This window comes from Pseudomonas cavernicola, assembly GCF_003596405.1.
GTDB classification, from domain to species: Bacteria; Pseudomonadota; Gammaproteobacteria; order Pseudomonadales; family Pseudomonadaceae; genus Aquipseudomonas; species Aquipseudomonas cavernicola.
The window spans coordinates 680,144-702,503 of record NZ_QYUR01000002.1; the positions used below are offsets into that span (position 1 = coordinate 680,144).

Here is a 22,360-nt window from a genome sequence, read left to right on the forward strand (position 1 = left end):
CGCGAAACATTCCCGCTAAAGTGAGCCGCATAGCCGCAGACAGGAACGCGCCACATGACCGACAACACGCAACAATTCGCCAGCGACAACTACTCCGGTATCTGCCCGGAAGCCTGGGCCGCCATGGCCGAGGCCAATCACGGCCACGAGCGCGCCTACGGTGACGACCAGTGGACCGCCCGCGCCGCCGATCACTTCCGCCGCCTGTTCGAAACCGACTGTGAAGTGTTCTTCGCCTTCAACGGCACCGCCGCCAACTCGCTGGCGCTGTCGGCGCTGTGCCAGAGCTATCACAGCGTCATCTGCTCCGAGACCGCCCACGTCGAGACCGACGAGTGCGGTGCCCCGGAGTTCTTCTCCAATGGCTCCAAACTGCTCATCGCACGCACCGAGAACGGTAAGCTGACACCCGCGGCGATCCGCGAGATTGCCCTCAAGCGCCAGGACATTCACTACCCCAAGCCACGGGTGGTCACCCTCACCCAGGCCACCGAGGTCGGCAGCGTCTACCGTCCGGACGAGATTCGTGCCATCAGCGCCACCTGCCGCGAGCTTGGCCTCAACCTGCACATGGACGGCGCGCGCTTCGCCAACGCCTGCGCCTTCCTCGGCTGTGCCCCTGCGGAGCTGACCTGGCAGGCCGGTGTCGACGTGCTCTGCTTCGGCGGCACCAAGAACGGCATGGCCGTCGGCGACGCCATCCTGTTCTTCAACAAGGACCTGGCCGAAGACTTCGACTACCGCTGCAAACAGGCCGGCCAACTGGCCTCGAAGATGCGCTTCCTCTCCGCGCCCTGGGTCGGCCTGCTGCAGGACGACGCCTGGCTGTATTACGCCAACCACGCCAACCACTGCGCGCGCCTGCTCGCCGAGTTGGTCAGCGACATCCCCGGCGTCAGCCTGATGTTCCCGGTCGAAGCCAACGGCGTGTTCCTGCAAATGTCTGAACCCGCGGTCGAGGCCCTGAGCGCCCGCGGCTGGCGCTTCTACACCTTCATCGGTGCCGGCGGCGCGCGCTTTATGTGTTCGTGGGATACCGCAGAAGAGCGGGTACGGGAGTTGGCGCGGGATATCCGGGAAGTGATGCGAACCGCTTAAGGTGCACGGAGCTTATATAAGCCGGTTACAAGCCAGAGAGCCTAATCGCCATCGGATATAGCTTGTTGGGCCTCGCGCAAGCAATTAAGCCTAGACAGCCGCGAGCGCCCACTATGCTTCATCGTGCCGCCGACCAAACTTGGCGAGGGCTTATCGCCCATGACACGAGGTTGAGAACGAGGAGGATAGCACCATGGTCAAAATCGAAATCAGCTTAGTCATCAACCGCCCCGTCGAGGAGGTGTTCGCCTTTGTCTCCAATTACGAAAACCTCCCCCGTTGGAGATCGATTGCCTTAGAAGTCAGGAAGACTTCAGAGGGCCCCAGCCGCGTGGGCACTAGCTACACAGGAAAATTCAGCTTTCTGGGCCTACCCTTCGACGCAGTCTTTGAGGTCATCGAACACGAGCCGAGTCGCAAGTGCACGATCAAGACCACCACCCGACCGTTTCCACTCGAGACGCGCTACAGCTTCGAGCCGGTGGAGAATGCCACCCGCATCACTCTTGTCTCCGAAGGCTCGCCAGGCGCTTTCTTCAAATTGGCCGAGCCTCTGGTTGCGAGCATGGGGAAAAGGCTGTTCGAGGCCGATCTGCATAATCTGAAAGAGCTGCTGGAAGCCCAGGCCCTATGAACGCCTGAGACGACTAATCAAAGGGGACAGCTTTATTTTCTGAGGCTGCCAAGGTTTGGAAAGATAGATCCGTCCCCTTTACCCATCTTTACCCACTTATGTGTTCATGGGATACCGCAGAAGAGCGCGTGCGGGAGTTGGCCGCGGATATTGGGCTGGTGATGACCGCCGGCTAACGCCCAACCCAGTTGCCGCTCGTGTCAGGGCGGCAGCGGCCGATTCAGCCCGAGCCGCGCCGATCTATACTCCATGCACGCATGCACGCCTTTTCTGCCTAGCGGGAGTTCAAACACAGCGGACTAGCGCCAGCCCCTCAGCGGCGTCGTTCGCCACTGCCATTTGCAGCCGATGAAGCCTCAGCTTTCGTAGGCTCGCGAGGAGTTCACCATGTCTCGTGCTCTCAAACTTTGGCCCCTGCTGACGGGCACCCACCGTTATGAGAAGACCGTGTCGACCCGCGGGCGCGGCCATGGGCAGTTCATTCAAGCGCCGATCCTCGCGTACCTGATCGAGACACCCAACGGCCGCATTCTCTACGACGTCGGCTGCGACTACCGCAAGGTGGCCGATCCCAATTTGAGTAAACAGTACTTCGAGCCGATGCGCCCTCAGTTCGAGCCGCCCACCATGCATGAAGAGCAGCGCATCCCGCGCTATTTGGCGAAATTGGGGCTGACGCCAGCCGATATCGATGTGGTCTTCATCGGCCACCTGCACTTCGACCACGCCGGCGGCATCTGCGACTTGCCGGGCTGCGAGGTGCATCTGCACGCCGACGAACTGGCGGCCGCGCGTACCGGCCTGGATGAGGGGGTGTTTGCCGACGAACTGACCAATGCCGATCAATGGCGCCTGCAAACCGGCGAATACACCGTCGCCCCAGGCGTCGAAGCCATCTCCAGCCCTGGCCACACCGCCGGGCACATGTCGTTGTTCATCGAGTTACCGAAAGGCCGGCCGGTGATCCTCTGCGGCGACGCCGCCGATCTCAGCGAGAATCTGACGGAGGAAATCGCCCCCGGTTACTGCTGGCAAGACAACGAAGCGCTGGCCCTCGCCAGTATCCGCAAACTCAACGCGCTGGCCCGCGACGAAGACGCTCAACTCTGGCCTAACCACGATATGGCCTTCTACCAAAGCTTGCCGAGGTTCCCGCTGTGGCGGGACTGAGGTTGCGCTGACAACCTATGCCCGGGGAGCGCCTGAGCACCCGGGCAATTGGATTATCGGATCGAATACAAACGTGAACTGCTGGCCGGCGGCGTGGTCTCCATTCAGTCCGCGAGCCTGGAGGTCCACGACAAGTCGATTCGCTTCACCCATGAGATACCCAACGCCGAAACCGGCGAGCTGCCGGCGAGCACCGTATTGGTCGGCCTGCACCTCGACATGGCCACCAGGAAAGCCCGCCCCCTGCCGGCCGACGTGCGCGAGCGCATAGCGCTCATGATCGACGAAGGCCGCTGGATTGATAATTGAACTATCTGATCGTTAGAGGCCTGGATCAGGCCACGGAGCAACCATGCAAAAAATCGCGAGCTTCATGTTGATTGGCGCCAGCGCCCTGGCCCTGTCGGGATGCTTCGGGCAAACGTCCGAAGTCGACCAGTCGTACCTCTGCACTTACAGCACCGATGCGCAAGCCGAGCGGTGCAAAGACGGACAACTGGCCTGGTTCAAGCCCGAGCAATGGAACAACGAGCAGCTGCCGCTCAGTGTGGCGGCGGCCTATTGCGACTTTAACCATGAGGTCATGTACAACAAAGCCGGGGTTATCTGCGTGTTCACCAACAAACGCATGAACCTCGTCAAATAAGCATCGGGCTATAGGTGCGGACTGCGTCGAATCGCGGTGCTGGAAGGGCGCGCGATGGCTGGGCGGCGCAGCAAATAGCCCGGATTACCTCACTTACCCCCGCAGACAAATCGCTTTGCGACATGTCCGCCCTACGAGCTTACGGAGCGAAACGAGAATGCAATCGTAGGGTGGACATGGCGAAGCTTTGTCCACCGCAAACGCCGAGGGTTGGCTAGACTTCGGCAGTCAATGAATAACGGACACAAGGATGAGTCCATGCCCCACTATCGTCGTACCTGGGTGCCGGGTGGCACCTACTTCTTTACTGTCAACCTGCATGACCGCCGCAGCGATCTGTTGATCCGCGAGATCGCTCTGCTGCGCCGGGTCGTGGCCGAAGTCAAAAAGCGTCACCCGTTCCAAATCGAGGCCTGGGTGGTACTGCCCGAGCATATGCACTGCCTCTGGACATTGCCGCCGGCGGACTGCGATTACGCGAAGCGCTGGATGGTAATCAAGCAATTGTTATGTCGCGGCTTGCCTGCCACTGACACCTCCTCCGCCCTCCAGCCCAAACGCGGGCGGGAGCGTGGCGTCTGGCAAAGGCGCTACTGGGAGCACCTGATCCGCGACGAGGAGGACTACAGGCGCCACTTCGATTACATCCATATCAACCCGGTTAAGCATGGATGGGTGCCTAGGGGGCGTGACTGGCCATTTTCCAGTTTTCACCGAGCAGTGCGTTCGGGGATCTACTCGGCGGATTGGGCCGGCGATGTTGGCGTGGAAGTGCCGGGCTCGGAGTGGTGAATTGTGGCGGACAAGGCTGCGCCATGTCCGCCCTACACGAGAGTGTCCTCGGCACACCCCTTCAGCGCCTGCCTATACTGCAAAAACCTGCGCTTGGAGGTCGTCATGTCGAACTACTCGGTCGAAAATATTCGCACGGTCGCCCTGGTCGGCCACGGCGACAGCGGCAAGACGACCTTGGCCGAGGCGCTGCTCCAGCGTAGCGGCGCCATCCCCGTGATGGGCACGCTGGAGCGTGGTGACACGGTCTGCGACTTCGACCCGATGGAGCGTGAATACCGCCATTCATTGGCGGCAGCGCTGGTGCACTTCAGCCATGCCGGCGCCGAGATCAACCTGATCGACAGCCCCGGCTTCCCCGACTTCATCGGTCATGCAATCCCCGCGCTGGCGGCGGTGGAAACCGCGCTGGTGGTGGTTAACGCGCAGAACGGCATCGAATTGACCACCCAGCGGATGATGAACGCGGCGCGCGAGCGCGGACTGTGCCGGATGCTGGTGGTCAACAAGATCGATGCCGAGCGAATCGACCTGCCGGCGCTGGTCGCCGATCTGCGCGAGACGTTCGGCAAGGAGGTGCTACCGATCAACCTGCCAGGCGATGGCGGCAACCGGGTGGTCGACTGCTTCTTCGACCCGGCCGGCGAGGCGGACTTCTCGTCGGTGGCCGAGGCGCACCAGGCGCTGGTGGATCAGGTGGTCGAGGTCGACGAAGAGCTGATGGCGCGCTACCTGGAACAGGGCGAGATCACCCCGGAGGAACTACACGCCCCCTTCGAGCGGGCGCTGCGCGAGGGGCATCTGATCCCCCTGTGCTTCGTCTCGGGGCGCAGCGGCGCTGGCGTGAGCGAGCTGCTCGAGATACTGGCGCGGCTCGCGCCCAATCCTCTCGAAGGCAACCCACCACTGTTTTTCAAGGGCGAAGGCGCTGCGGCGAAACCCTTCCGCTCTGTCCCCGATCAGGAACGCCACGTACTGGCCCATGTGTTCAAGGTGGTGATGGACCCGTTCGTCGGCAAGCTCGGCGTGTTCCGCGTACACCAGGGCACGGTGCAGCGCGACATGCAGCTGTTCGTCGGCGATGGCAAGAAGCCGTTCAAAGTCGGGCACCTGCTGCGCCTGCAGGGCAAACGCTATGACGAGGTGGCGCGGCTGATTCCCGGCGATTTCGGCGCTGTGAGCAAGATCGACGAGATCGAGTTCGACGCCGTGCTGCACGACTCCCATGACGAGGACAATATCCACCTCAAGCCGCTCGCCTTCCCCACCCCGATGCAGGGGCTGGCCATCGAGGCGAAGCGGCGCGGCGACGAGCAGCGGATATCCGAAGTGCTGCACCGGCTGCTGGCCGAAGACCCCTGCGTGAAACTCGATTACCACCCGACTACCCAAGAGACTGTGCTGCGCGGCATGGGCGAGTTGCACCTGCGCTACCTGCTCGATCGCCTGGCCGGCACCTACAAGCTCGAAGTGCAGACCCAGCCGCCGCGCGTGCCCTACCGCGAAACCATCACCCGTGCGGCCGAGGGCCATAGCCGGCACAAGAAGCAGACCGGCGGCGCCGGCCAGTTCGGCGAAGTGTTCCTGCGCGTCGAGCCGCTGCCGCGCGGCAGTGGCTTCGAGTTCGTCGACGAGGTGAAGGGCGGAGTGATCCCTGGGCAGTTCATTCCCTCGGTGGAAAAAGGTGTGCGCTCGATGCTGGCGACCGGGCCCCTGGCCGGCTATCCGGTCGAGGATGTGAAAGTGACGGTCTACGACGGCAAGAGCCACTCGGTCGACTCCAAGGACATCGCTTTCCAGGCGGCCGGGCGCAAGGCGATGCTGGAAGGTCTGCGTGCGGCGGGGTGCATCGTGCTGGAACCGATCGTCGCCATCGAGATCACCACGCCCGAAGCCAAGCTCGGTGACATCACCACCGACCTGATCGGCCGCCGCGGCCAGGTGGCTGGCACCGAAACCCTGTCGCAGAGCATGGTGCTGATCCGCGGCCAGGTGCCGCTGGCCGAACTGGACGGCTATGGCGGCCGACTCAAGTCCATCACCGCCGGCCACGGCGCCTACAGCCTGGTGCTGAGCCACTACAGCGCCGTGCCCCTGGACGTGCAGCAACAACTGGCCGCCGGTTATAAAGCCGAGCAGGAGGAGGATTGAGCTGCCACCCGAGCCAGCCAAGGTCTTTGCAGCCGCACCAGGCAGCCGCCAAATTATCCGCTATGGTTTCAGGCTGAACTGTTTCTGCCTCATGCCCCTCCCCGCAATCAGTAGGAACGACCTGTATGTCTGTCACCCCTGAAGTCATCCTCTTCCACTCCCCGCACACCCGCTCCACCGGGGCACTGACCCTGCTCGAAGAGCTCGGCACACCGTACCAGTTGCACGTGCTGAACCTGCAAACGGGCGAGCAGCGGGAGCCGGCGTATCTGGCGATCAACCCGATGGGCAAGGTGCCGGCGATCAAGCATGGCGATGCCGTGATCACCGAGCAGGGCGCGGTCTTTCTCTACCTCGCGGATCTGTTCCCGGAGGCCGGGTTGACTCCGGCCATCGGCGATCCGTTGCGCGGGCCTTTTCTACGCTGGATGTTCTATTACGGCTCGTGCTTCGAGCCGGCGCTGGTCGACCGCGCGCAAAAGCGCGAGCCTGCGCCGCCTGCAATGTCGCCCTATGGTGACTTCGACACCATGCTGCGCACCTTGAACGAGCAACTCGGCAAAGGCCCTTACCTGCTCGGCGAAAAGTTCACCGCCGCCGATGTGCTGTGGGGCACGGCACTGACCTGGACCACGATGTTTGGGCTGGTGCCGCTATCGCCGGTGATCAAGGCTTATATCGAGCGAGTGAATGCGCGGCCAGCCGTGGCGCGGGTCAGGGCCAAAGACGAGGAACTGGCCGCCGCTCAAGCCAAGTGAATCACCTTCAGGCTAAAGCGGCAGAGCCCCCAGCCCTGGCAATGCGCTGGGGGCTAGCACTGGCCAGACTGTTAGGCCAGCCAGTGCAAGCCTTCGGTCTTCATGGCTTTCTGCACCGCCGGCCGGGCGGCGATCCGTTGCAGATAGCCTTGCAGTTCCTCGGTGTTCGGCAGCTCGAACTTGAGATAGGGCGCCCATCCCGACAGGACGAACAGGTAGGCATCCGCCGCGGTGAAGCTGTTGCCGGTCAGGTATTGCTTGCCGCGCAACTGCGCGGAGACCCAGCCGAATTTCTTCTGCAGGCGGCTGATGAAGATCGCCTTGCTCGCCGCGTCGAACGTCGGGTCGAACAGTGGCGCAAAAGATTGGTGCACCTCCGAGTTGAGGTAGCACTGCCATTCCATCACGCGATAGCGCGCCTGGCTCCCGGCGGCCGGCATCAGCTCGGTATTGCCGGCTTTGTCGCTGATGTACTGGGTGATGACCGGCCCCTCGGTCAGCCGCTCACCGTTGTCCAGTTCCAGCGTGGGCACGTAGCCCTTGGGGTTGATGCCGTAGTAATCGGCGCCGGTCTCGGTCTTGTGCGTCTCGAGGTCGACCCGCTCGAGGCTAAAGGGCAAGCCGGATTCGTGCAGGACGATATGGGGGGCGAGCGAGCAGGCGCCGGGTGAGTAGTAAAGTTTCATGGCTATGGCTCCGCAGGGATGCGTGACAGCCCGCAGACTGGGCTGAGCGCGGGCGCTGCCGGAACCTTCGCAGCAACGCCGGCGCGTGACCCGACTCAGCTTAGATCAGTCCTGCGCAAGGCTCCCTGCCCTTCGTCGCCCTGCCAGGCACAAGCACCGCGGAGACGCTTCAGTACTCGATGCTCACATCACCCTTGGGCACGCTGCAGCAGGAGAGGATGTAACCCTCGGCCACATCTTCATCGGTGATCCCGCCGTTGTGCTCCATCTCCACCTCGCCAGCGGTTTTCATCACCTTGCAGGTGCCGCAGATACCCATGCCGCAGGCTTTGGGGATATGCAGGCCAAGCTTGGCGGCGGCGGCATGCACGGTCTCCCCAGGCGCCACGCGGATGCTTTTGCCGGTATTGGTGAACGCCACTTGATGCAGATCGGCGGCATCCACCTCGGGGGCCTCGGCGGCCTGTTCGGCATGCTCGATGGCATCGGCGCGAGCTTCCGGTGGTGTCGCACCGAAAGACTCTTCATGGTAGCGCTTCATGTCGAAACCATTGGCTTCGAGCAGGCGCTTGACCGCGTGCATGTAGGGCGTCGGTCCGCAGCAGAAGATTTCCCGCTCCATAAAGTCCGGAGCAATCAGTTCGAGCATCTTCTGATTGAGGTAGCCGCGATATCCCGACCAGGTTTCGCCAATCTCGTAGCGCTCGCAGATCAGGTGCAATTTGAAGTTGTTGATCCGCGAAGCCATGTGGCGTAGCTCGCGGTGGTAGATGATGTCGCGTGGCGCCCGCGCACTGTGGACGAAGACCATGTCGACATTGCCGTTGGTGTCGAAGAACCAGCGCGCCATCGACATCACCGGCGTGATCCCCACCCCGCCGCTGAGGTAGAGCACTTTATCGCTCGGGAAATCCATGGCGTTGAACAGCCCCACCGGGCCGTGCACAGGCAGCTCGTCGCCCTCTTTCATATTGTCGTGCAGCCAGTTGGAGACCTTGCCGCCCGGCACGCGCTTGATGGTCAGAGAGAAACTGTAAGGCACCGAGGGCGAACTGGAGATGGTGTAGGAGCGCATGATCGGCTGGCCGTCGATCTCCAGCTCCAGGGTGACGAACTGCCCCGGCTTGAAGAAGAACATGATCGGCTGGTCGGCCATGAAACAGAAGGTGCGCACATCCCAGGTTTCCTGGATCACCTTGACGCAACGCACCAGATGGCGGCCATTGGCCCAGGTCCGGGTGTTGACTGGATTAAGGAAGGTGTTCGACATGCTTCGCTCCCGCCATTTTTAGAGTGCCGCTGCCCGAACCATAGCTCAGTACGCAGTGGGCAAGCGCCCGCCAGCAGAAACGCTGATACAGGCTGATGGAGCCGATTGTGGGCAAGGCAATAAGCAGCCACTTACCTATCAGCGACATCTACATACTTATCGCGACCAGCCCCTAACCACCGGGGCTCGCGCGTCGGAAACGGATGCGAGCATGTCGCCCATGGATAAGGCTCCGCGCACGCCCGACCCCACACTCCAATCCAGTCGAGCCGTACCGGAGCATCCGCCAGCGGCCGAATCAGAGCGCGATCCAGGCCGTGTGAAAACGTGGCGAGCGAAGGTTAGACAAGGCGCAACGCAGCGAAGCGGAGTAACAGCCGCAGGCTGGCCCGAAGGGCGAGCGCCAGTGAGTCAAGACAGGTGAAAAAGCGCAGTTTACGAGTTGTAAATGAGCATTTAAGGCCTGTTTTTAACGCTGTATAACCGAGCGCAGTAGTTTTCACACAGCCTGGACCACAGCGCCTTGCGTGCAGACCATAACCGCCACTTTTTCGCTGGCCGCCAGCCGCGACCAGCCATGAGGACTTACCGATGGATGTCACCACTACCCTGAGTTTGGGCGATCCGCTGGAACCAGCACGCAAGGCCACCGCCGAAATGCTGCAGACCCGCGAACGCACCTATTCGCTGCCGCAACCCTTCTACTGCGACGAGCGGCTGTTCGATATCGACATGCAGGAGATCTTCCAGAAGGAATGGCTGATCGCCGGCATGACCTGCGAGATCCCGGCCAAGGGCAACTACCTGACCCTGCAGATCGGCAAGAACCCGATCATCGTGATCCGCGGTGCCGAGGGCGTGGTGCACGCCTTCCATAACGTCTGCCGCCATCGCGGCTCGCGCCTGTGCACCAGCGAGAAGGGCAAGGTCGCCAAGCTGGTGTGCAACTACCACCAGTGGACCTACGAGCTGGACGGCCGCCTGCTGTTCGCCGGCACCGAGATGGGCGCCGACTTCGACATGAATCAGTACGGCCTCAAGCCGGTCAAGGTGAAGACCGCCGGCGGCTACATCTTCGTCTCGCTGGCCGAGAACCCGCCGGCCATCGACGAGTTCCTCGCCACCCTGGCCCATTACATGGAGCCCTACGACATGGAGAACACCAAGGTGGCGGTGCAGACCACCTTGATGGAGAAGGCCAACTGGAAACTGGTGCTGGAGAACAACCGCGAGTGCTACCACTGCAGCGGCTCGCACCCGGAATTGCTGAAGACCCTGCTGGAGTGGGACGACGTCACCGACCCGCGCGCCGATCAGGCCTTCAAGGACCACGTGGCCGCCTCCGCCACCGCCTGGGAGGCGGAGAAGATTCCCTACGCCCACGCCGAATTCGGCCTGCGCAATCGCATCGTGCGCATGCCGCTGCTCAAGGGCACGGTGTCGATGACCATGGACGGTAAGCAAGGCAGCAAGAAGCTCATGGGCCGGATCAAGAACCCCGACCTCGGCTCGATGCGCATCCTGCATCTGCCGCACTCGTGGAACCACTGCATGGGCGACCATGTGATCGTGTTCACCGTGTGGCCGATCAGCGCCCAGGAAACCATGGTCACCACCAAGTGGCTGGTGCACAAGGACGCGGTCGAGGGCGTAGATTACGACGTGGCCCGCCTGCGTGAAGTCTGGGATGCCACCAACGATCAGGATCGCCGGCTGGCCGAAGAGAACCAGCGCGGCATCAACTCCACCGCCTACCAGCCCGGCCCGTACTCGAAAACCTACGAGTTCGGCGTGGTCAACTTCGTCGACTGGTACAGCGAACGCCTGCTGAGCAACCTCGGCGCGGCGCCAGCGGCCTATCTGCGCGGGATCAAGAGCCAGTAAGGTGACCTGCGAAGCCCCGCACCTTCTGGTGCGGGGCTTCGTTTTTTCCAGTTCCCTTTCCGGAGCCCCGCCATGTCGACTGTGAATCTGTGTTTCGTCATCGCGCTGGCGGGCTATGGGCTATATGCCTGCTTCCGGCATGACCGGACGGGGCAGGATCAGCGAAGCTCCAAAGCGACGCCTAAAACGTAGGCTGGGTAGAGCCGCTTTTGGCGAAACCCAGCAGGGCCAATGCTGGGTTTCGCTTCGCTCTACCCAGCCTACGGATACGGGCTTTACGCAGTTAGTAGGGTGGAATCCCCGGAGGGGCTTCCACCGCCTGCCGCGAGCCCAATTTGGTGGATTACGCCGCTGCGCGGCTAATCCACCCTACCTGCTATGGGCTATATGCCTGCTTCCGGCACGAGCGGACGGGGCAGGATCAGCGAAGCTCCAAAGCGACGCCTAAAACGTAGGCTGGGTAGAGCCGCTTTTGGCGAAACCCAGCAGGGCCAATGCTGGATTTCGCTTCGCTCTACCCAGCCTACGGATATGGGCTTTACGCAGTTAGTAGGGTGGAATCCCCGGAGGGGCTTCCACCGCCTGCCGCGAGCCCAATTTGGTGGATTACGCCGTTGCGCGGCTAATCCACCCTACCTGCTGCGCTCTACCCAGCCTACAGACCCCGATAGGTAAGCGAATCAGCCACTCAATCCAGCCGTTTATGCACGCGGGTCACCGCGATGCTGAACATCAGCACCGCAAACAGCCCCAACGCCGCCAACTCGACCCATAGCTCAGCGAGCCCAGCGCCGCGCAGCATGATGCCGCGCGCCAGCCGCAGGTAATGGGTCAACGGCAGCAATTCGGCCAGCTGTTGCGCAAGCCTGGGCATGCCGGCGAAAGGGAACATGAAGCCGGACAACAGGATCTGCGGCAGGAAGGTGAAAAACGCCATCTGCATGGCTTGGAACTGGGTCTTCGCCAGGGTCGAGAGAAATACCCCAAGCCCCAGGCTGGCGACGATGAACAGCAGTGTCGCCAGGTACAGCTCGCCCAGCGAGCCACGCACCGGCACCGTGAACAGCGCCTTGCCGAACAGCAGTACCAGGCTCATCTGCACTAAACCAATGGCGATGAAGGGCAACACCTTGCCGATGGTCAGCTCCCACGGCGACAGCGGCGTGGCGATCAGCATCTCCATGTTGCCGCGCTCGCGCTCACGCACCAGGGTGATGGCGGTGAACATCACCAGGGTCATGGTCAGGATCACCCCGATCAGCCCCGGCACCGTGTTCAGCGCCGCCACCCGCTCCGGGTTGTAGAAGTTCACCACCTCGACACCCGCCGACAGGCTCCAGTTCGGCAGTGGGTAGTTCGCCAGCTGGCGGGCCGCGGCCTGCACCGTCTGATCCGAGCCATCCACCACCAGTTGCAACGGCCGGCGCTCCTGCAGCAGGCCGCTCTGCGACGGGCGGCCCTGCCGCTGTGCCGGCCCGCGCTCCAGGCGCGCCTCGAAATCCGCCGGCACCACCAGCGCCACGCTGATCCGCCCCTGGCGCAGCAAGTGGTCGATCTGCTGCGGGCTCGAGAGCCGGTAACGCAGGTTGAGCACCCGGCTGGAGGCGATCTCGGCGATCACCTCGCGCGAGCGCGCGGTGTTGGCCTGGTCCAGTACCGCCGCATCCAGCCCGCGCACGTCCATATTGATGGCGTAGCCGAACAGCACCAGTTGGAGGATCGGGATGCCGGCGATCATGGCGAACGTCAGCCGATCGCGGCGCAGCTGGCGCAACTCCTTGCGCACGATGGCGATGATCCGCCGCAGGTTCATGCGCCCTCCTGCACGGGTTGCGCCGGACGTTGGGTGACGGCAACGAAGACGTCCTCCAGGTTCGGCTCGGTCTCCACTACCCGCGCGTGTATACCCTGTTCCTGCAACCGCCGAGCGATCCGCTCGCGGCCGTCCGCTGCGCCGCTGAGCACCCGCAGGCTGGCGCCGATTTGCGCCTGGGCGAGAACTTCCGGTATGCCCTTGAGGGCGAGTTGCGCCTGGCGTGGCTGGCTGCACTCGACCAGGAAGGGTCGGCCCGGCAAATGCGCCATCAGCTCACGCGGACTGCCGTCAGCCACCAGCCGGCCGGTGTCGAGAATGCCCAGGCGCGTGCAACGCTCGGCTTCGTCCATGTAGTGCGTGGACACCAGCAACGTGGTACCGGCGTCGGCCAGCTCGAACAGCGAATCCCAGAACTCCCGCCGCGACTGCGGATCGACCGCACTGGTCGGCTCGTCGAGCAGCAACAGGTCCGGCTTGTGCAGCACCGCGGCGGCCAGGGCTAGCCGTTGCCTCTGCCCGCCACTGAGAGTGCCGGCCAACTGCCGCGTCAACTCGCCGAGCCAATAGCGTTCCAGCAACTCCTCGATGCGCTGGCGGCTGGCGGTCTTCGACAGGCCGTGCACGCTGGCGAGGAACTGCAGGTTTTCAGCCACACTGAGGTCTTCATACAACGAGAACTTCTGCGTCATGTAGCCGATACGCCGCTTCAACGCCTCGGCATCGCGGGGAATCCGGCAGCCCAGCACCTCGATCTCACCCGCGCTGGGCCGCAGCAGGCCGCAGAGCATGCGGATGGTGGTGGACTTACCGCTGCCATTCGGGCCGAGAAAGCCGAACACCTCGGCACGCTGGACCTTGAGGTCGAGGCGATTGACCGCGGTCAGCTCGCCGAAGCGTTTGCTCAGCCCGCGCGCCTGGATGACCGGCACCGGCTCATTGGTGTTCATCGACGATCCGCTCGGCGCTCAGCGGCAGGCCGGCTGGCAACTGCCGCGCCGCCTCGCCCTCCAGCAGCAACTCGGCGCGATAGACCAAGCGGCTGGCGTCGTCACCGGTCAGCGCGAAATACGGGGTGAAACTGGCCTCGCTGCTAATGCTACGCACCTTGGCAGCAAAGGGTTCGGCGATGCCCTCGACCTTCACCCGCAACGGTTCACCGATGTGCAAGGCGCTACGCTGCGAGGCCGGCACGAACACCCGCGCATAGGGCGCCTCGCCCACCAGCAGGCTGACCACGGCGGCGCCTTGTGGCGGCTGGTCACCAGGCTTGAACGGCAATGAGTCGACCCGCCCGGCACGCGGCGCGCGCACGCTCAGGTGCTGGCGGCCGACCTGCAGTTGCGCCAGATTGCCCTGTGCGGCCTCAAGCGCCGCCGCCGCCTGTTCGATCTGTTCCACACGGCTGCCGCTCTTCAACTCGCGCAGTTGGGCGCTGGCATTGGCCAGCTCGGCGCGCGCCTGGTCACGGCTGGCGCGGGCTTTATCCAACTCGGCGATAGCCACCAGACTGCGCTTGTAGAGTTTTTCGATGCGGCTGAAGTCCTGTTCGGCGGCAGTCAGCACAGCGCGGTCACGGCGCAGGACCGCCTGAGCCGCATCGATGGTTTCCAGCCTTGCACCATTGCTCAGCTCGCTCAGCCGTGCCTGCGCCTGGGCGACTTCGCCCTGGGCCTGGGCGATGCGCGCGTCCTGGCGGCGCGGGTCGAGCTCCAGCAACAGTTGGCCGGCCTGTACCCTGTCGCCCTCGGCAGTATGCCAGGCAAGGATGGTTTCCGAGGCTTCGGCCGGCAGGCTGACCCGGTCCCACTCCAGGGTGCCGAGCAGGGTCGGGTGGCCCTCGCCTTCGCAACCGGAAACGGCGATCAGCAGCAGCCATAAAGGGAGGAGCCACCCACGCTCTGCACGCACGCTCAAACCTCGTTGAGTTCGTTATGAACAAGCGTAGGCCATACGCCGCCAGCGCCGGCAGCGCCCATACTGAGCATGAAGCGGCACATGGCCGGCGCCGGGCAAGGCAGCCGGCCCAAGCATAGGGGTGGGATAAAGCCATGCGGCACAAGCCTCACGAGCCGACCTGCGACTGGTGCCTGCTGCGCCTGGACGATAACGGCAATGAGTTTGTCGTCAGTTGCGGCCACACCCGGGGAGAGGCGCTAAGCCTGGCCCACGCGTACCAGGCGCGCGGGCACAAACAGCTGTACTGGGCCCAGCAACGTCCTGGTGCAACGCCGACCGAGCAACCCAGCCTACGGATGGCGCCCGACTAGCGCAGCACGCCCTCTTCGAGCAGCAGTTTGAAGACGGCTTCGGCGCCGTCTTGCGGGCTGAGGTCTTTCAGCACTTGCCCGCCACCGCCCGCAGCCTTGGCCGTGGCGGCTTTCATCCGCTCGGCACCGGTTTTCGCCTTGATCACCTTGAGGCGCTTGGGCCGTGGCCGGGCCGGTTGGAACTGCGCGGTGGCGAGCAAGACATCGTCGATCACTTCGACCGCTTCGGCCTTCAGCACGCCGCGCCGGGCCGGGCCGAAGGCACTTTGCCGAGCGGTCGGCGCCGCGTTATCGACACTGGCGAGAAATGGCAGGCGCACCTTCAAACGCCGCCGCTGGCCACGCGGCAAGGCTTGCAGTACTTGAGCGACACCGTTCTCGACCTTCTCCACTTCAGCCAGCCCAACCACCAGCGGCCAGCCGAGTTTTTCCGCCAGCAGGAAGGGCAGCATCCCCGAGCCTTCGCCAGTTTCCGCCTGGCTACCAGTGAGTACAAGCTGGGCGCCGGACTCGCTCAGATAGCTCGCCAGCACCGGCAAGGCGTCAGCGCCTCGCGGTTGTTCGAGCACGCTGAGCTCAGTCAGGCCCATACCCAGATAAGCGCGCAGTGCTTCTTCCTGAGTATCGCCGGCGTGCAGCACTTGCAGCCGCTCACCGGCCAGACGCAGGCCCAATTCGACCGCGCGGGCATCCTGTTCGGCGCGGCGGGCGCGACCCGAGGTGGGATGCGCGCCGACGGAAACCAGGGCAATGATGTTCAGATCAGTCATGGAGCCCCCGTAATGCTATGTGCCGAGACGCACTCGATTTGCCTGCGAGACCTGCTTGGATGGGAATGACGGTAGTTGGGGTTTGACCGCGATGTCATTGCAACCGCTGTCGTCCGCGCGAAGGCGGGGACCCAATAAACAGGCGCATCAGGCCGCATCGCGATTACCTCCCGCGCGGTATTCGGCGACCCGCTGGATCAATGCGCTGAGGATCGCGGCGGAATCGCCGATCACCGCCAGATCGGCACGTTTGATCATGTCGCAGCCGGGGTCGAGGTTGATCGCCACGACTTTGTCACAGCCGCCGATACCTTGCAGGTGCTGGATCGCGCCGGAAATCCCGACCGCCAGATAGACCCGCGCGGTGACCCAGGTGCCGGTCGCGCCGACCTGGCGATTACGCGCCATGTGGCCATCGTCCACCGCCACCCGCGAGGCCCCCTCAGTCGCGCCGAGAGCCTCGGCGGCACGATGGAACAGCGCCCAATCCTTCACGCCGTTACCGCCGGAAACGATGAATTCGGCCTCGGCCATCGGCGTCGCCGCCGGGTCGACTGCCACCGCACCAAGATCCTCGATGCGCGGCAGGCTACGAGCGACAGGCTGCTCCAACGTGACCGGCAGCACTTCATGGCGCGTATCGCTGACCGGCTCGGCACATTCGCTCGCCGCCAGGATCAGCCGCGCCAGCGGCCGCACCAGGTCTTCACGGCCAGCACCGGCACGACCGATGCACTGTTCATCGGTGACCTGCCAGACCCGCGTCGCCGGGCGTTCGCCCAGGAGCGCAGCGAGGCGCCGCCCGAGCTCACCACCACCGGTGCGGCTGTCTGGCAGCAACCAATGGCGTGGCTGGAACTGCCGCTCCACGGCGCCGAGCGCCTGCACTTGCTGCTCAGGTGAATAGCCGGAATATTGCGCACCTTCGAGTTGCAGCAGGCGGTCGACGCCGGCGACATCGAAGGTGGTTTCTTTATGTTCGCCAAACACCACCGCCAACACTGTGCCGTCGTTGCCCGCCAACTTGCGGGCCAGGCCCAGCAGGTCGCGGTCGTGGGTGGTCAGGCGGCCACCGACCATGTCCGGCACTACCACGATGTGGAAGCGCGGCTGGGCAATGACGTGCAACGGCAGTTGAACCACGGCGGCCTGCGTCGCACGCTTGCTCGCGCCACCTTGCTGGGCGCCGCTACGGTCGATCCGTTTGATCCCGTTAGGACCGATGAAGCCGACCGCATGGGGGTTCTTGCGGATCACCCCATTGGGGCCCATCCAACTGGTTTCGCTGCGCTGCATGGCCGCATGCAGCGGGTGCAGGCGGTTACGCGCAATCCATTCGGCGCGCGGGTCACGGCGGATGATGTCGCTCATGCGGGCACCTCCAGGCATGCAGGGACAATCCCCTCGCCCCTTAGGGGGAGAGGGTTAGGGAGAGGGGGTTGCAGGCGACTGAGGAAGCCGCGGCAAAGCGCCCTCTCCCCCGCCCCCTCTCCCTGCTTTCTATAAAAGAAAGGCGGGAGAGAGAAGTAAACGCGTGCGAATGTCATCAATTCACCCCCGCCGCTGCGCGTTTAGCTGGCGCGTTTGGCGCCCCTTCGATCAACACATCGGCCACCAGCTCGGCGATGTCCTTGATCTGCGGCCGCGGTTCGACCACGCCTTCGAGCATCGCCGTGCATTGCGGGCAACCGACCGCTACCAGTTCGGCGCCGGTTTCCTTGATGTCGACCATGCGCATATCGGGAATCCGCTGTTTGCCGGGGATGTCGGTGATCGGTGCACCGCCGCCACCGCCGCAGCAACGCGAACGGAAGCCGGAACGCTCCATCTCCTTCACCTCGATGCCGAGGGCGCGCAGCACCTCGCGCGGCGCCTCGTATTCGCCGTTGTAGCGGCCGAGGTAGCAGGGGTCGTGATAGGTCACGCTGCCCCCCTTGTGCTGACCCAGGTTGAGCTGTTTCTCGGCGATCAGCTCGGCGATATAGGTGCTGTGGTGCAGCACTTCATAGTTGCCGCCCAGCGCCCCATATTCGTTTTTCAGCACATGGAAGCTATGCGGATCGCAGCTGACGATGCGCTTGAAGCGGTACTTGGCCAGGGTCTCGATATTGCGTTTGGCCAGTTGCTGGAAGGTCGCTTCATCGCCCAGACGGCGGGCCACGTCACCGCTGTCGCGCTCTTCCAGGCCAAGCACGGCGAAGTCGACGTTGGCGGCCTTGAGCACTTTGACGAAGGCGCGCAGGGTTCTTTGATTGCGCATATCGAAGGCACCATCACCGACCCAGAACAGCACGTCCGCGCTTTTCTTCTCGCTCAACAGATCGAGGTTCAGGTCCGCCGCCCAGTTCATCCGCCCGCCAGGGGCGAAGCCGCCGGGGTTGTCGGTGGCGATCAGGTTATCCAGCACCTCGGCGCCCTTGTTCGGCGTTGCGCCTTTTTCCAGGGTTAGATGGCGACGCATGTCGACGATGGCATCGACGTGCTCGATCATCATCGGGCATTCCTCGACACAGGCACGGCAGGTGGTGCAGGACCACAACGTGTCGGCTTCGAGCAGGCCTTTGCCTTGCAGAAACACAATCGGCTGATGGGGATCGCCGGCATGTTCACCGACCGGAATGCCCGGATAGGGACTGCCGAAATAACCTTTGTCGCTACCGCCAGCCAGGCCGACGACCATGTCCTGAATCAGCTTCTTCGGGTTCAACGGTTGGCCGGCGGCAAACGCCGGGCAGGCTGCTTCGCACCTGCCGCATTGCACACAGGCGTCGAAACCGAGCAGTTGATTCCAGGTGAAGTCCTTGGGCTTTTCCACGCCCAACGGCGCCATCGGGTCGCTCAGGTCCAGCGCTTTCAGGCCAGTCGAACGGCCACCACCGAAGCGTTCGGCGCGGCGGTGCCAGGCCAAATGCAGGGCGCCGGCGAAGGCGTGCTTCATCGGCCCGCCCCAGGTCATGCCGAAGAACATTTCCGACACGCCCCAGGCCACACCAAGGGCCAACACCCCGGCCAGCAGCCAGCCACCGAAGTTTTCCGGAAGGATGCCAGCCACCGGCAGGGTGGCGATAAAGAAGCTCACCGAGAAGGCCATCAGGCTTTTCGGCAGCCGGCTCCATGGCCCTTTCGACAGACGAGCCGGTGGATTGCGCCGACGTTTGGCCACGAACAGCGCGCCAACGAACATCAAGGCAGTGGCCGCCAACAGGGCGAAACCGAGGATGCGGTTATGCAGGCCAAAGCCATGCACGATGATCGCCAGCAGCGCCGCCAGCACGAAGCCACCAGCCGTCGCCACGTGGGTCTTGGACATGTATTTGTCGCGCTCGACCACATGGTGCAAATCGACCAGGTAGCGCCTTGGCATCGCCAGCAGGCCGCCAATCAAGTCGACCTTCGAGGCTCGACCCTGATTCCACATCAGCATGCGTTTCACTGCACCAATGACGGCCAGCGCCAGGGCGGTGAACAGCAGGATAGGGAGAATGGTGTTCAACATCGTTGGTCTCCTTCGCGGGACCTAAAAGCAGCGCCAATCCAGTCCCCTCTCCACTTGGGGAGAGGGTTAGGGAGAGGGCAAGGTGTGGCAGCCCTCTCCCCCGGCCCCTCTCCCTGCTTTCTATAAAAGAATGGAGGGCGAGGGGAGGTCATCAGAAGTCCTTACACAGCCGTATGGCGTCATAAATCGCCGCATGGGTATTGCGCTGTGCCACGCAGTCACCGATGCGGAACAGCAGGTAACCCTCACCCGGCTCGCTCAGGCACGGCTGCGGCTTGATCGCGAACAGTGCCTCGACATCGATTTGGCCGTTGTTGCGCGAGCCGGCTTTGAGCGCGTAGTAGATTTCTTCGTCGGGGCGCACGCCGTTTTCGATGACAACCTGGTCGATCACCCGCTCTTCCTTGGCGCCGGTGTATTCGTTCTCGAGCACCGCGACCAGCTTGTCGCCCTCGCGATAGACCTTCTCCAGCATCATGTCGCCGGTCATGATCACTTCTTTCGGGTACATGCTGCGGTAGAAGGTCGGGAACGAGGTGCCGCCGACGGCCACGCCCGGCTTGATGTCGTCGGTGACGATCTCGACCTGGGCGCCTTTGTGGGCGAGGAAGTCCGCCACCGACACGCCGCCGAATTCGCAGATGGTGTCGTAGACCAGCACGTTCTTGCCCGGCGCGACCTTGCCGTCGAGCACGTCCCAGCTGCTGACCACCAGGCCATCGGCAGCGCCCCAATGTTCATTCTGCTCGAGGAACGGATGCCCGCCGTTGGCCAGCACCACCACATCCGGGCGCAGGTCGAGGATGGTCGCCGCGTCGGCGGCGGTGCCCAGGCGCAGGTCGATTTTCAAACGTGCCAGCTCCAACTGGTACCAGCGGGTGATGCCGGCGATCTGGTCGCGCTGCGGCGCCTTCGACGCGGTGGTGATCTGCCCGCCGAGGGCGTCCTTCTTCTCGAACAGGGTCACGTCGTGGCCACGCTCGGCCGCCACCCGCGCAGCTTCCATCCCGGCTGGGCCACCGCCGACCACCACCACCTTGCGTTTCACGCCGGTGGTTTTCTCGATGATGTGCGGTACGCCCATGTATTCACGGGAGGTCGCGGCGTTCTGGATGCACAGAACGTCGAGACCCTGGTACTGGCGGTCGATGCAATAGTTGGCACCGACGCACTGCTTGATCTGGTCGACCTGGCCCATCTTGATCTTGGCGATGAAGTGCGGGTCGGCGATGTGCGCGCGGGTCATGCCGACCATGTCGACATAGCCGCCTTCGAGAATGCGTTCGGCCTGGTTCGGGTCCTTGATGTTCTGCGCGTGCAGCACCGGCACCTTGACCACTTCCTTGATCCCGGCCGCCAGGTGCAGGAAGGGCTCCGGCGGGTAGCTCATGTTCGGGATGACGTTGGCCAGGGTGTTATGGGTGTCGCAGCCGGAACCGACCACGCCGATGAAGTCGAGCATGCCGGTGTCGTCGTAGTACTTGGCGATCTGCTTCATGTCCTCATGGCTGAGGCCGTCCGGGTGGAATTCGTCGCCGCAGATGCGCATGCCGACGCAGAAGTCGTCGCCGACTTCCTTGCGCACCGCCTTCAGCACTTCCAGGCCGAACTTCATGCGGCCTTCGAAGCTGCCGCCCCATTCGTCGGTACGCTTGTTGACCCGCGGGCTCCAGAACTGGTCGATCATGTGCTGGTGCACGGCGGACAGCTCAACACCGTCCAGACCGCCCTCTTTGGCACGCCGGGCCGCCTGTGCGAAATTGCCGATCACCCGCCAGATTTCTTCCGGCTCGATGGTTTTGCAGGTGGCGCGGTGCACCGGCTCACGGATGCCGGACGGCGACATCAGGGTCGGCCAGTTGAAACCGTCCCAGCGCGAGCGACGGCCCATGTGGGTAATCTGGATCATGATCTTGGCGCCGTGCTTGTGCATGGCGTCGGCCAGATTCTGGAAGTGCGGGATGATCCGGTCGGTGGACAGGTTCACCGAGCTCCACCACTCCTGCGGGCTGTCGATGGCCACGACTGAGGAGCCGCCGCAAATCGCCAGGCCGATACCGCCCTTGGCCTTCTCCTCGTAGTACTTGATGTAGCGCTCGGTGGTCATGCCGCCATCGGTGGCATACACCTCGGCGTGCGCGGTACTGAGGACGCGGTTGCGGATGGTCAGTTTGCCGATTTGGATCGGCTGGAACAGTGCTTCGAAAGCCATGACGGCACCTCAAATAAAAAGCGGCTCGACTTAAAGGGGTTTAACGACGAACAGGCCGTCGTCGTGGCCTTCTTCGGAACCGCCGTAGACCTGCTCGGCGACGGTACGCAGCGGGCTGCCTTTAGCCGCGAGGATCTGATCCATGGCGCCGGCGAACCAGCCAGTGAACATGTAGTCGACCTTGCGCCCGACCTTGCCGTAGACGTAAACGAATGCGGAATGCTTGAGGCGTACCGAGGCGGTGCCTTTGTCGAGGTCGATGGCTTCGATCTCGAACAGCCCCCAGCCGCGTTGCGACAGTCGTTTCATGTAGTGCTCGAACACCGCTACGCCTTGCAGGCCGTGGCATTCGGCTTCTTTCTCGCACCAGTGCCAGGCGGACTTGTAGCCGGCCTTGTAGAGGATCTCCGCATAGGCTTCGGCGCCCAGCACCTCCTCGATGCCGATGTGGTTGTTGACGAAGAAATGCCGCGGCACGTAGAGCATCGGCAGAGCGTCGGTGGTCCAGACGCCGGTTTCGCTGTCGACTTCGATGGGCAGTTGCGGGGCAGTTTTAGCCATGGTGTTCAAACTCCAGAATTCGGTTTGGTCATACCCTCTCCCCCGGCCCCTCTCCCGCATGCGGGAGAGGGGAGCAAAGCGGCCTCGGTGCTCGCCGGGCCGTCCCCTCTCCCATTCATGGGAGAGGGCTAGGGAGAGGGGCTTTTAAG

The 22,360-nt window shown here is 63.4% G+C and carries 20 protein-coding genes; 10 read left to right on the forward strand and 10 right to left on the reverse strand.

Going from position 1 to position 22,360, the window contains the following annotated elements:
• Positions 1–54: 54 nt before the first annotated feature.
• The 8 genes from D3879_RS03500 to D3879_RS03535 all read left to right on the forward strand — a co-directional run bounded on the left by D3879_RS03500 (position 55) and on the right by D3879_RS03535 (position 7,249).
• Entirely contained in the window at positions 55–1,098 is a 1,044-nt protein-coding gene (locus tag D3879_RS03500) for a threonine aldolase family protein (RefSeq protein WP_119952702.1), read from the forward strand.
• A 193-nt stretch (positions 1,099–1,291) separates the two neighbouring features.
• Positions 1,292–1,732 (forward strand): SRPBCC family protein, encoded by a 441-nt coding sequence (locus tag D3879_RS03505; protein ID WP_119952703.1) that lies wholly within the window; start codon positions 1,292–1,294, stop codon positions 1,730–1,732.
• A gap of 387 nt (positions 1,733–2,119) precedes the next feature.
• A complete protein-coding gene (locus D3879_RS03510) occupies positions 2,120–2,902 on the forward strand; it encodes an N-acyl homoserine lactonase family protein (RefSeq protein ID WP_119952704.1) in 783 nt (260 codons plus the stop codon).
• 48 nt (positions 2,903–2,950) lie between these two features.
• Entirely contained in the window at positions 2,951–3,211 is a 261-nt protein-coding gene (locus D3879_RS03515) for an acyl-CoA thioesterase (protein WP_119952705.1), read from the forward strand.
• 43 nt (positions 3,212–3,254) lie between these two features.
• Entirely contained in the window at positions 3,255–3,548 is a 294-nt protein-coding gene (locus D3879_RS03520; protein ID WP_119952706.1) for a hypothetical protein, read from the forward strand.
• Positions 3,549–3,806: 258 nt separating this feature from the next.
• On the forward strand, positions 3,807–4,340 hold the full coding sequence (locus tag D3879_RS03525; protein WP_119952707.1) for an REP-associated tyrosine transposase: 534 nt from the start codon (positions 3,807–3,809) through the stop codon (positions 4,338–4,340).
• Between the two features lie 105 nt (positions 4,341–4,445).
• The gene (fusA, locus tag D3879_RS03530; RefSeq protein ID WP_119952708.1) at positions 4,446–6,491 is read left to right on the forward strand and encodes an elongation factor G; all 2,046 of its coding nucleotides are present in this window, start codon (positions 4,446–4,448) and stop codon (positions 6,489–6,491) included.
• Between the two features lie 125 nt (positions 6,492–6,616).
• A complete protein-coding gene (locus tag D3879_RS03535; protein ID WP_119952709.1) occupies positions 6,617–7,249 on the forward strand; it encodes a glutathione S-transferase family protein in 633 nt (210 codons plus the stop codon).
• Between the two features lie 71 nt (positions 7,250–7,320).
• Here the strand turns inward: D3879_RS03535 and gstA are convergent, their stop codons facing one another.
• Complete coding sequence (gene gstA / locus D3879_RS03540; RefSeq protein ID WP_119952710.1) at positions 7,321–7,935, reverse strand: glutathione transferase GstA; 615 nt, start codon at positions 7,933–7,935, stop codon at positions 7,321–7,323.
• A gap of 169 nt (positions 7,936–8,104) precedes the next feature.
• A complete protein-coding gene (gene gbcB, locus D3879_RS03545; RefSeq protein ID WP_119952711.1) occupies positions 8,105–9,205 on the reverse strand; it encodes a glycine-betaine demethylase subunit GbcB in 1,101 nt (366 codons plus the stop codon).
• Positions 9,206–9,796: 591 nt separating this feature from the next.
• On the opposite strand from gbcB, the gene gbcA reads away from it, so the two are divergent.
• Entirely contained in the window at positions 9,797–11,089 is a 1,293-nt protein-coding gene (gene gbcA, locus D3879_RS03555) for a glycine-betaine demethylase subunit GbcA (protein WP_119952712.1), read from the forward strand.
• 688 nt (positions 11,090–11,777) lie between these two features.
• Here gbcA and D3879_RS03560 read toward each other — a convergent pair.
• Genes D3879_RS03560 through D3879_RS03570 form a run of 3 tightly spaced genes read right to left on the reverse strand, consistent with a single transcriptional unit; the run spans position 11,778 to position 14,813 of the window.
• Complete coding sequence (locus D3879_RS03560; protein ID WP_119952713.1) at positions 11,778–12,902, reverse strand: ABC transporter permease; 1,125 nt, start codon at positions 12,900–12,902, stop codon at positions 11,778–11,780.
• Positions 12,899–13,852, reverse strand: coding sequence for an ABC transporter ATP-binding protein (locus tag D3879_RS03565; RefSeq protein WP_218567808.1), 954 nt, complete (start codon positions 13,850–13,852; stop codon positions 12,899–12,901). The genes D3879_RS03560 and D3879_RS03565 overlap by 4 nt, the downstream gene beginning before the upstream one ends.
• Positions 13,839–14,813, reverse strand: a complete 975-nt coding sequence (locus tag D3879_RS03570) for an HlyD family secretion protein (protein WP_119952714.1) — start codon at positions 14,811–14,813, stop codon at positions 13,839–13,841. The genes D3879_RS03565 and D3879_RS03570 overlap by 14 nt, the downstream gene beginning before the upstream one ends.
• Positions 14,814–14,953: 140 nt before the next feature.
• Here D3879_RS03570 and D3879_RS03575 point away from each other — a divergent pair, with 140 nt between their 5' ends.
• Positions 14,954–15,172, forward strand: a complete 219-nt coding sequence (locus D3879_RS03575) for a hypothetical protein (RefSeq protein WP_119952715.1) — start codon at positions 14,954–14,956, stop codon at positions 15,170–15,172.
• Here D3879_RS03575 and etfB read toward each other — a convergent pair.
• The 5 genes from etfB to D3879_RS03600 form a co-directional block, all read right to left on the reverse strand.
• Positions 15,169–15,942 (reverse strand): electron transfer flavoprotein subunit beta, encoded by a 774-nt coding sequence (etfB, locus tag D3879_RS03580; protein ID WP_119952716.1) that lies wholly within the window; start codon positions 15,940–15,942, stop codon positions 15,169–15,171. The two genes, D3879_RS03575 and etfB, sit on opposite strands and share 4 nt — an antisense overlap.
• 147 nt (positions 15,943–16,089) lie before the next feature.
• Positions 16,090–17,313, reverse strand: a complete 1,224-nt coding sequence (gene etfA / locus D3879_RS03585) for an electron transfer flavoprotein subunit alpha (protein ID WP_119952717.1) — start codon at positions 17,311–17,313, stop codon at positions 16,090–16,092.
• 175 nt (positions 17,314–17,488) lie between these two features.
• Complete coding sequence (gene dgcB / locus D3879_RS03590) at positions 17,489–19,438, reverse strand: dimethylglycine demethylation protein DgcB (RefSeq protein WP_119952718.1); 1,950 nt, start codon at positions 19,436–19,438, stop codon at positions 17,489–17,491.
• 151 nt (positions 19,439–19,589) lie between these two features.
• A complete protein-coding gene (gene dgcA, locus D3879_RS03595) occupies positions 19,590–21,650 on the reverse strand; it encodes a dimethylglycine demethylation protein DgcA (protein ID WP_119952719.1) in 2,061 nt (686 codons plus the stop codon).
• Positions 21,651–21,680: 30 nt separating this feature from the next.
• Positions 21,681–22,211, reverse strand: coding sequence for a DUF5943 domain-containing protein (locus D3879_RS03600; RefSeq protein ID WP_119952720.1), 531 nt, complete (start codon positions 22,209–22,211; stop codon positions 21,681–21,683).
• Positions 22,212–22,360: the final 149 nt, after the last annotated feature.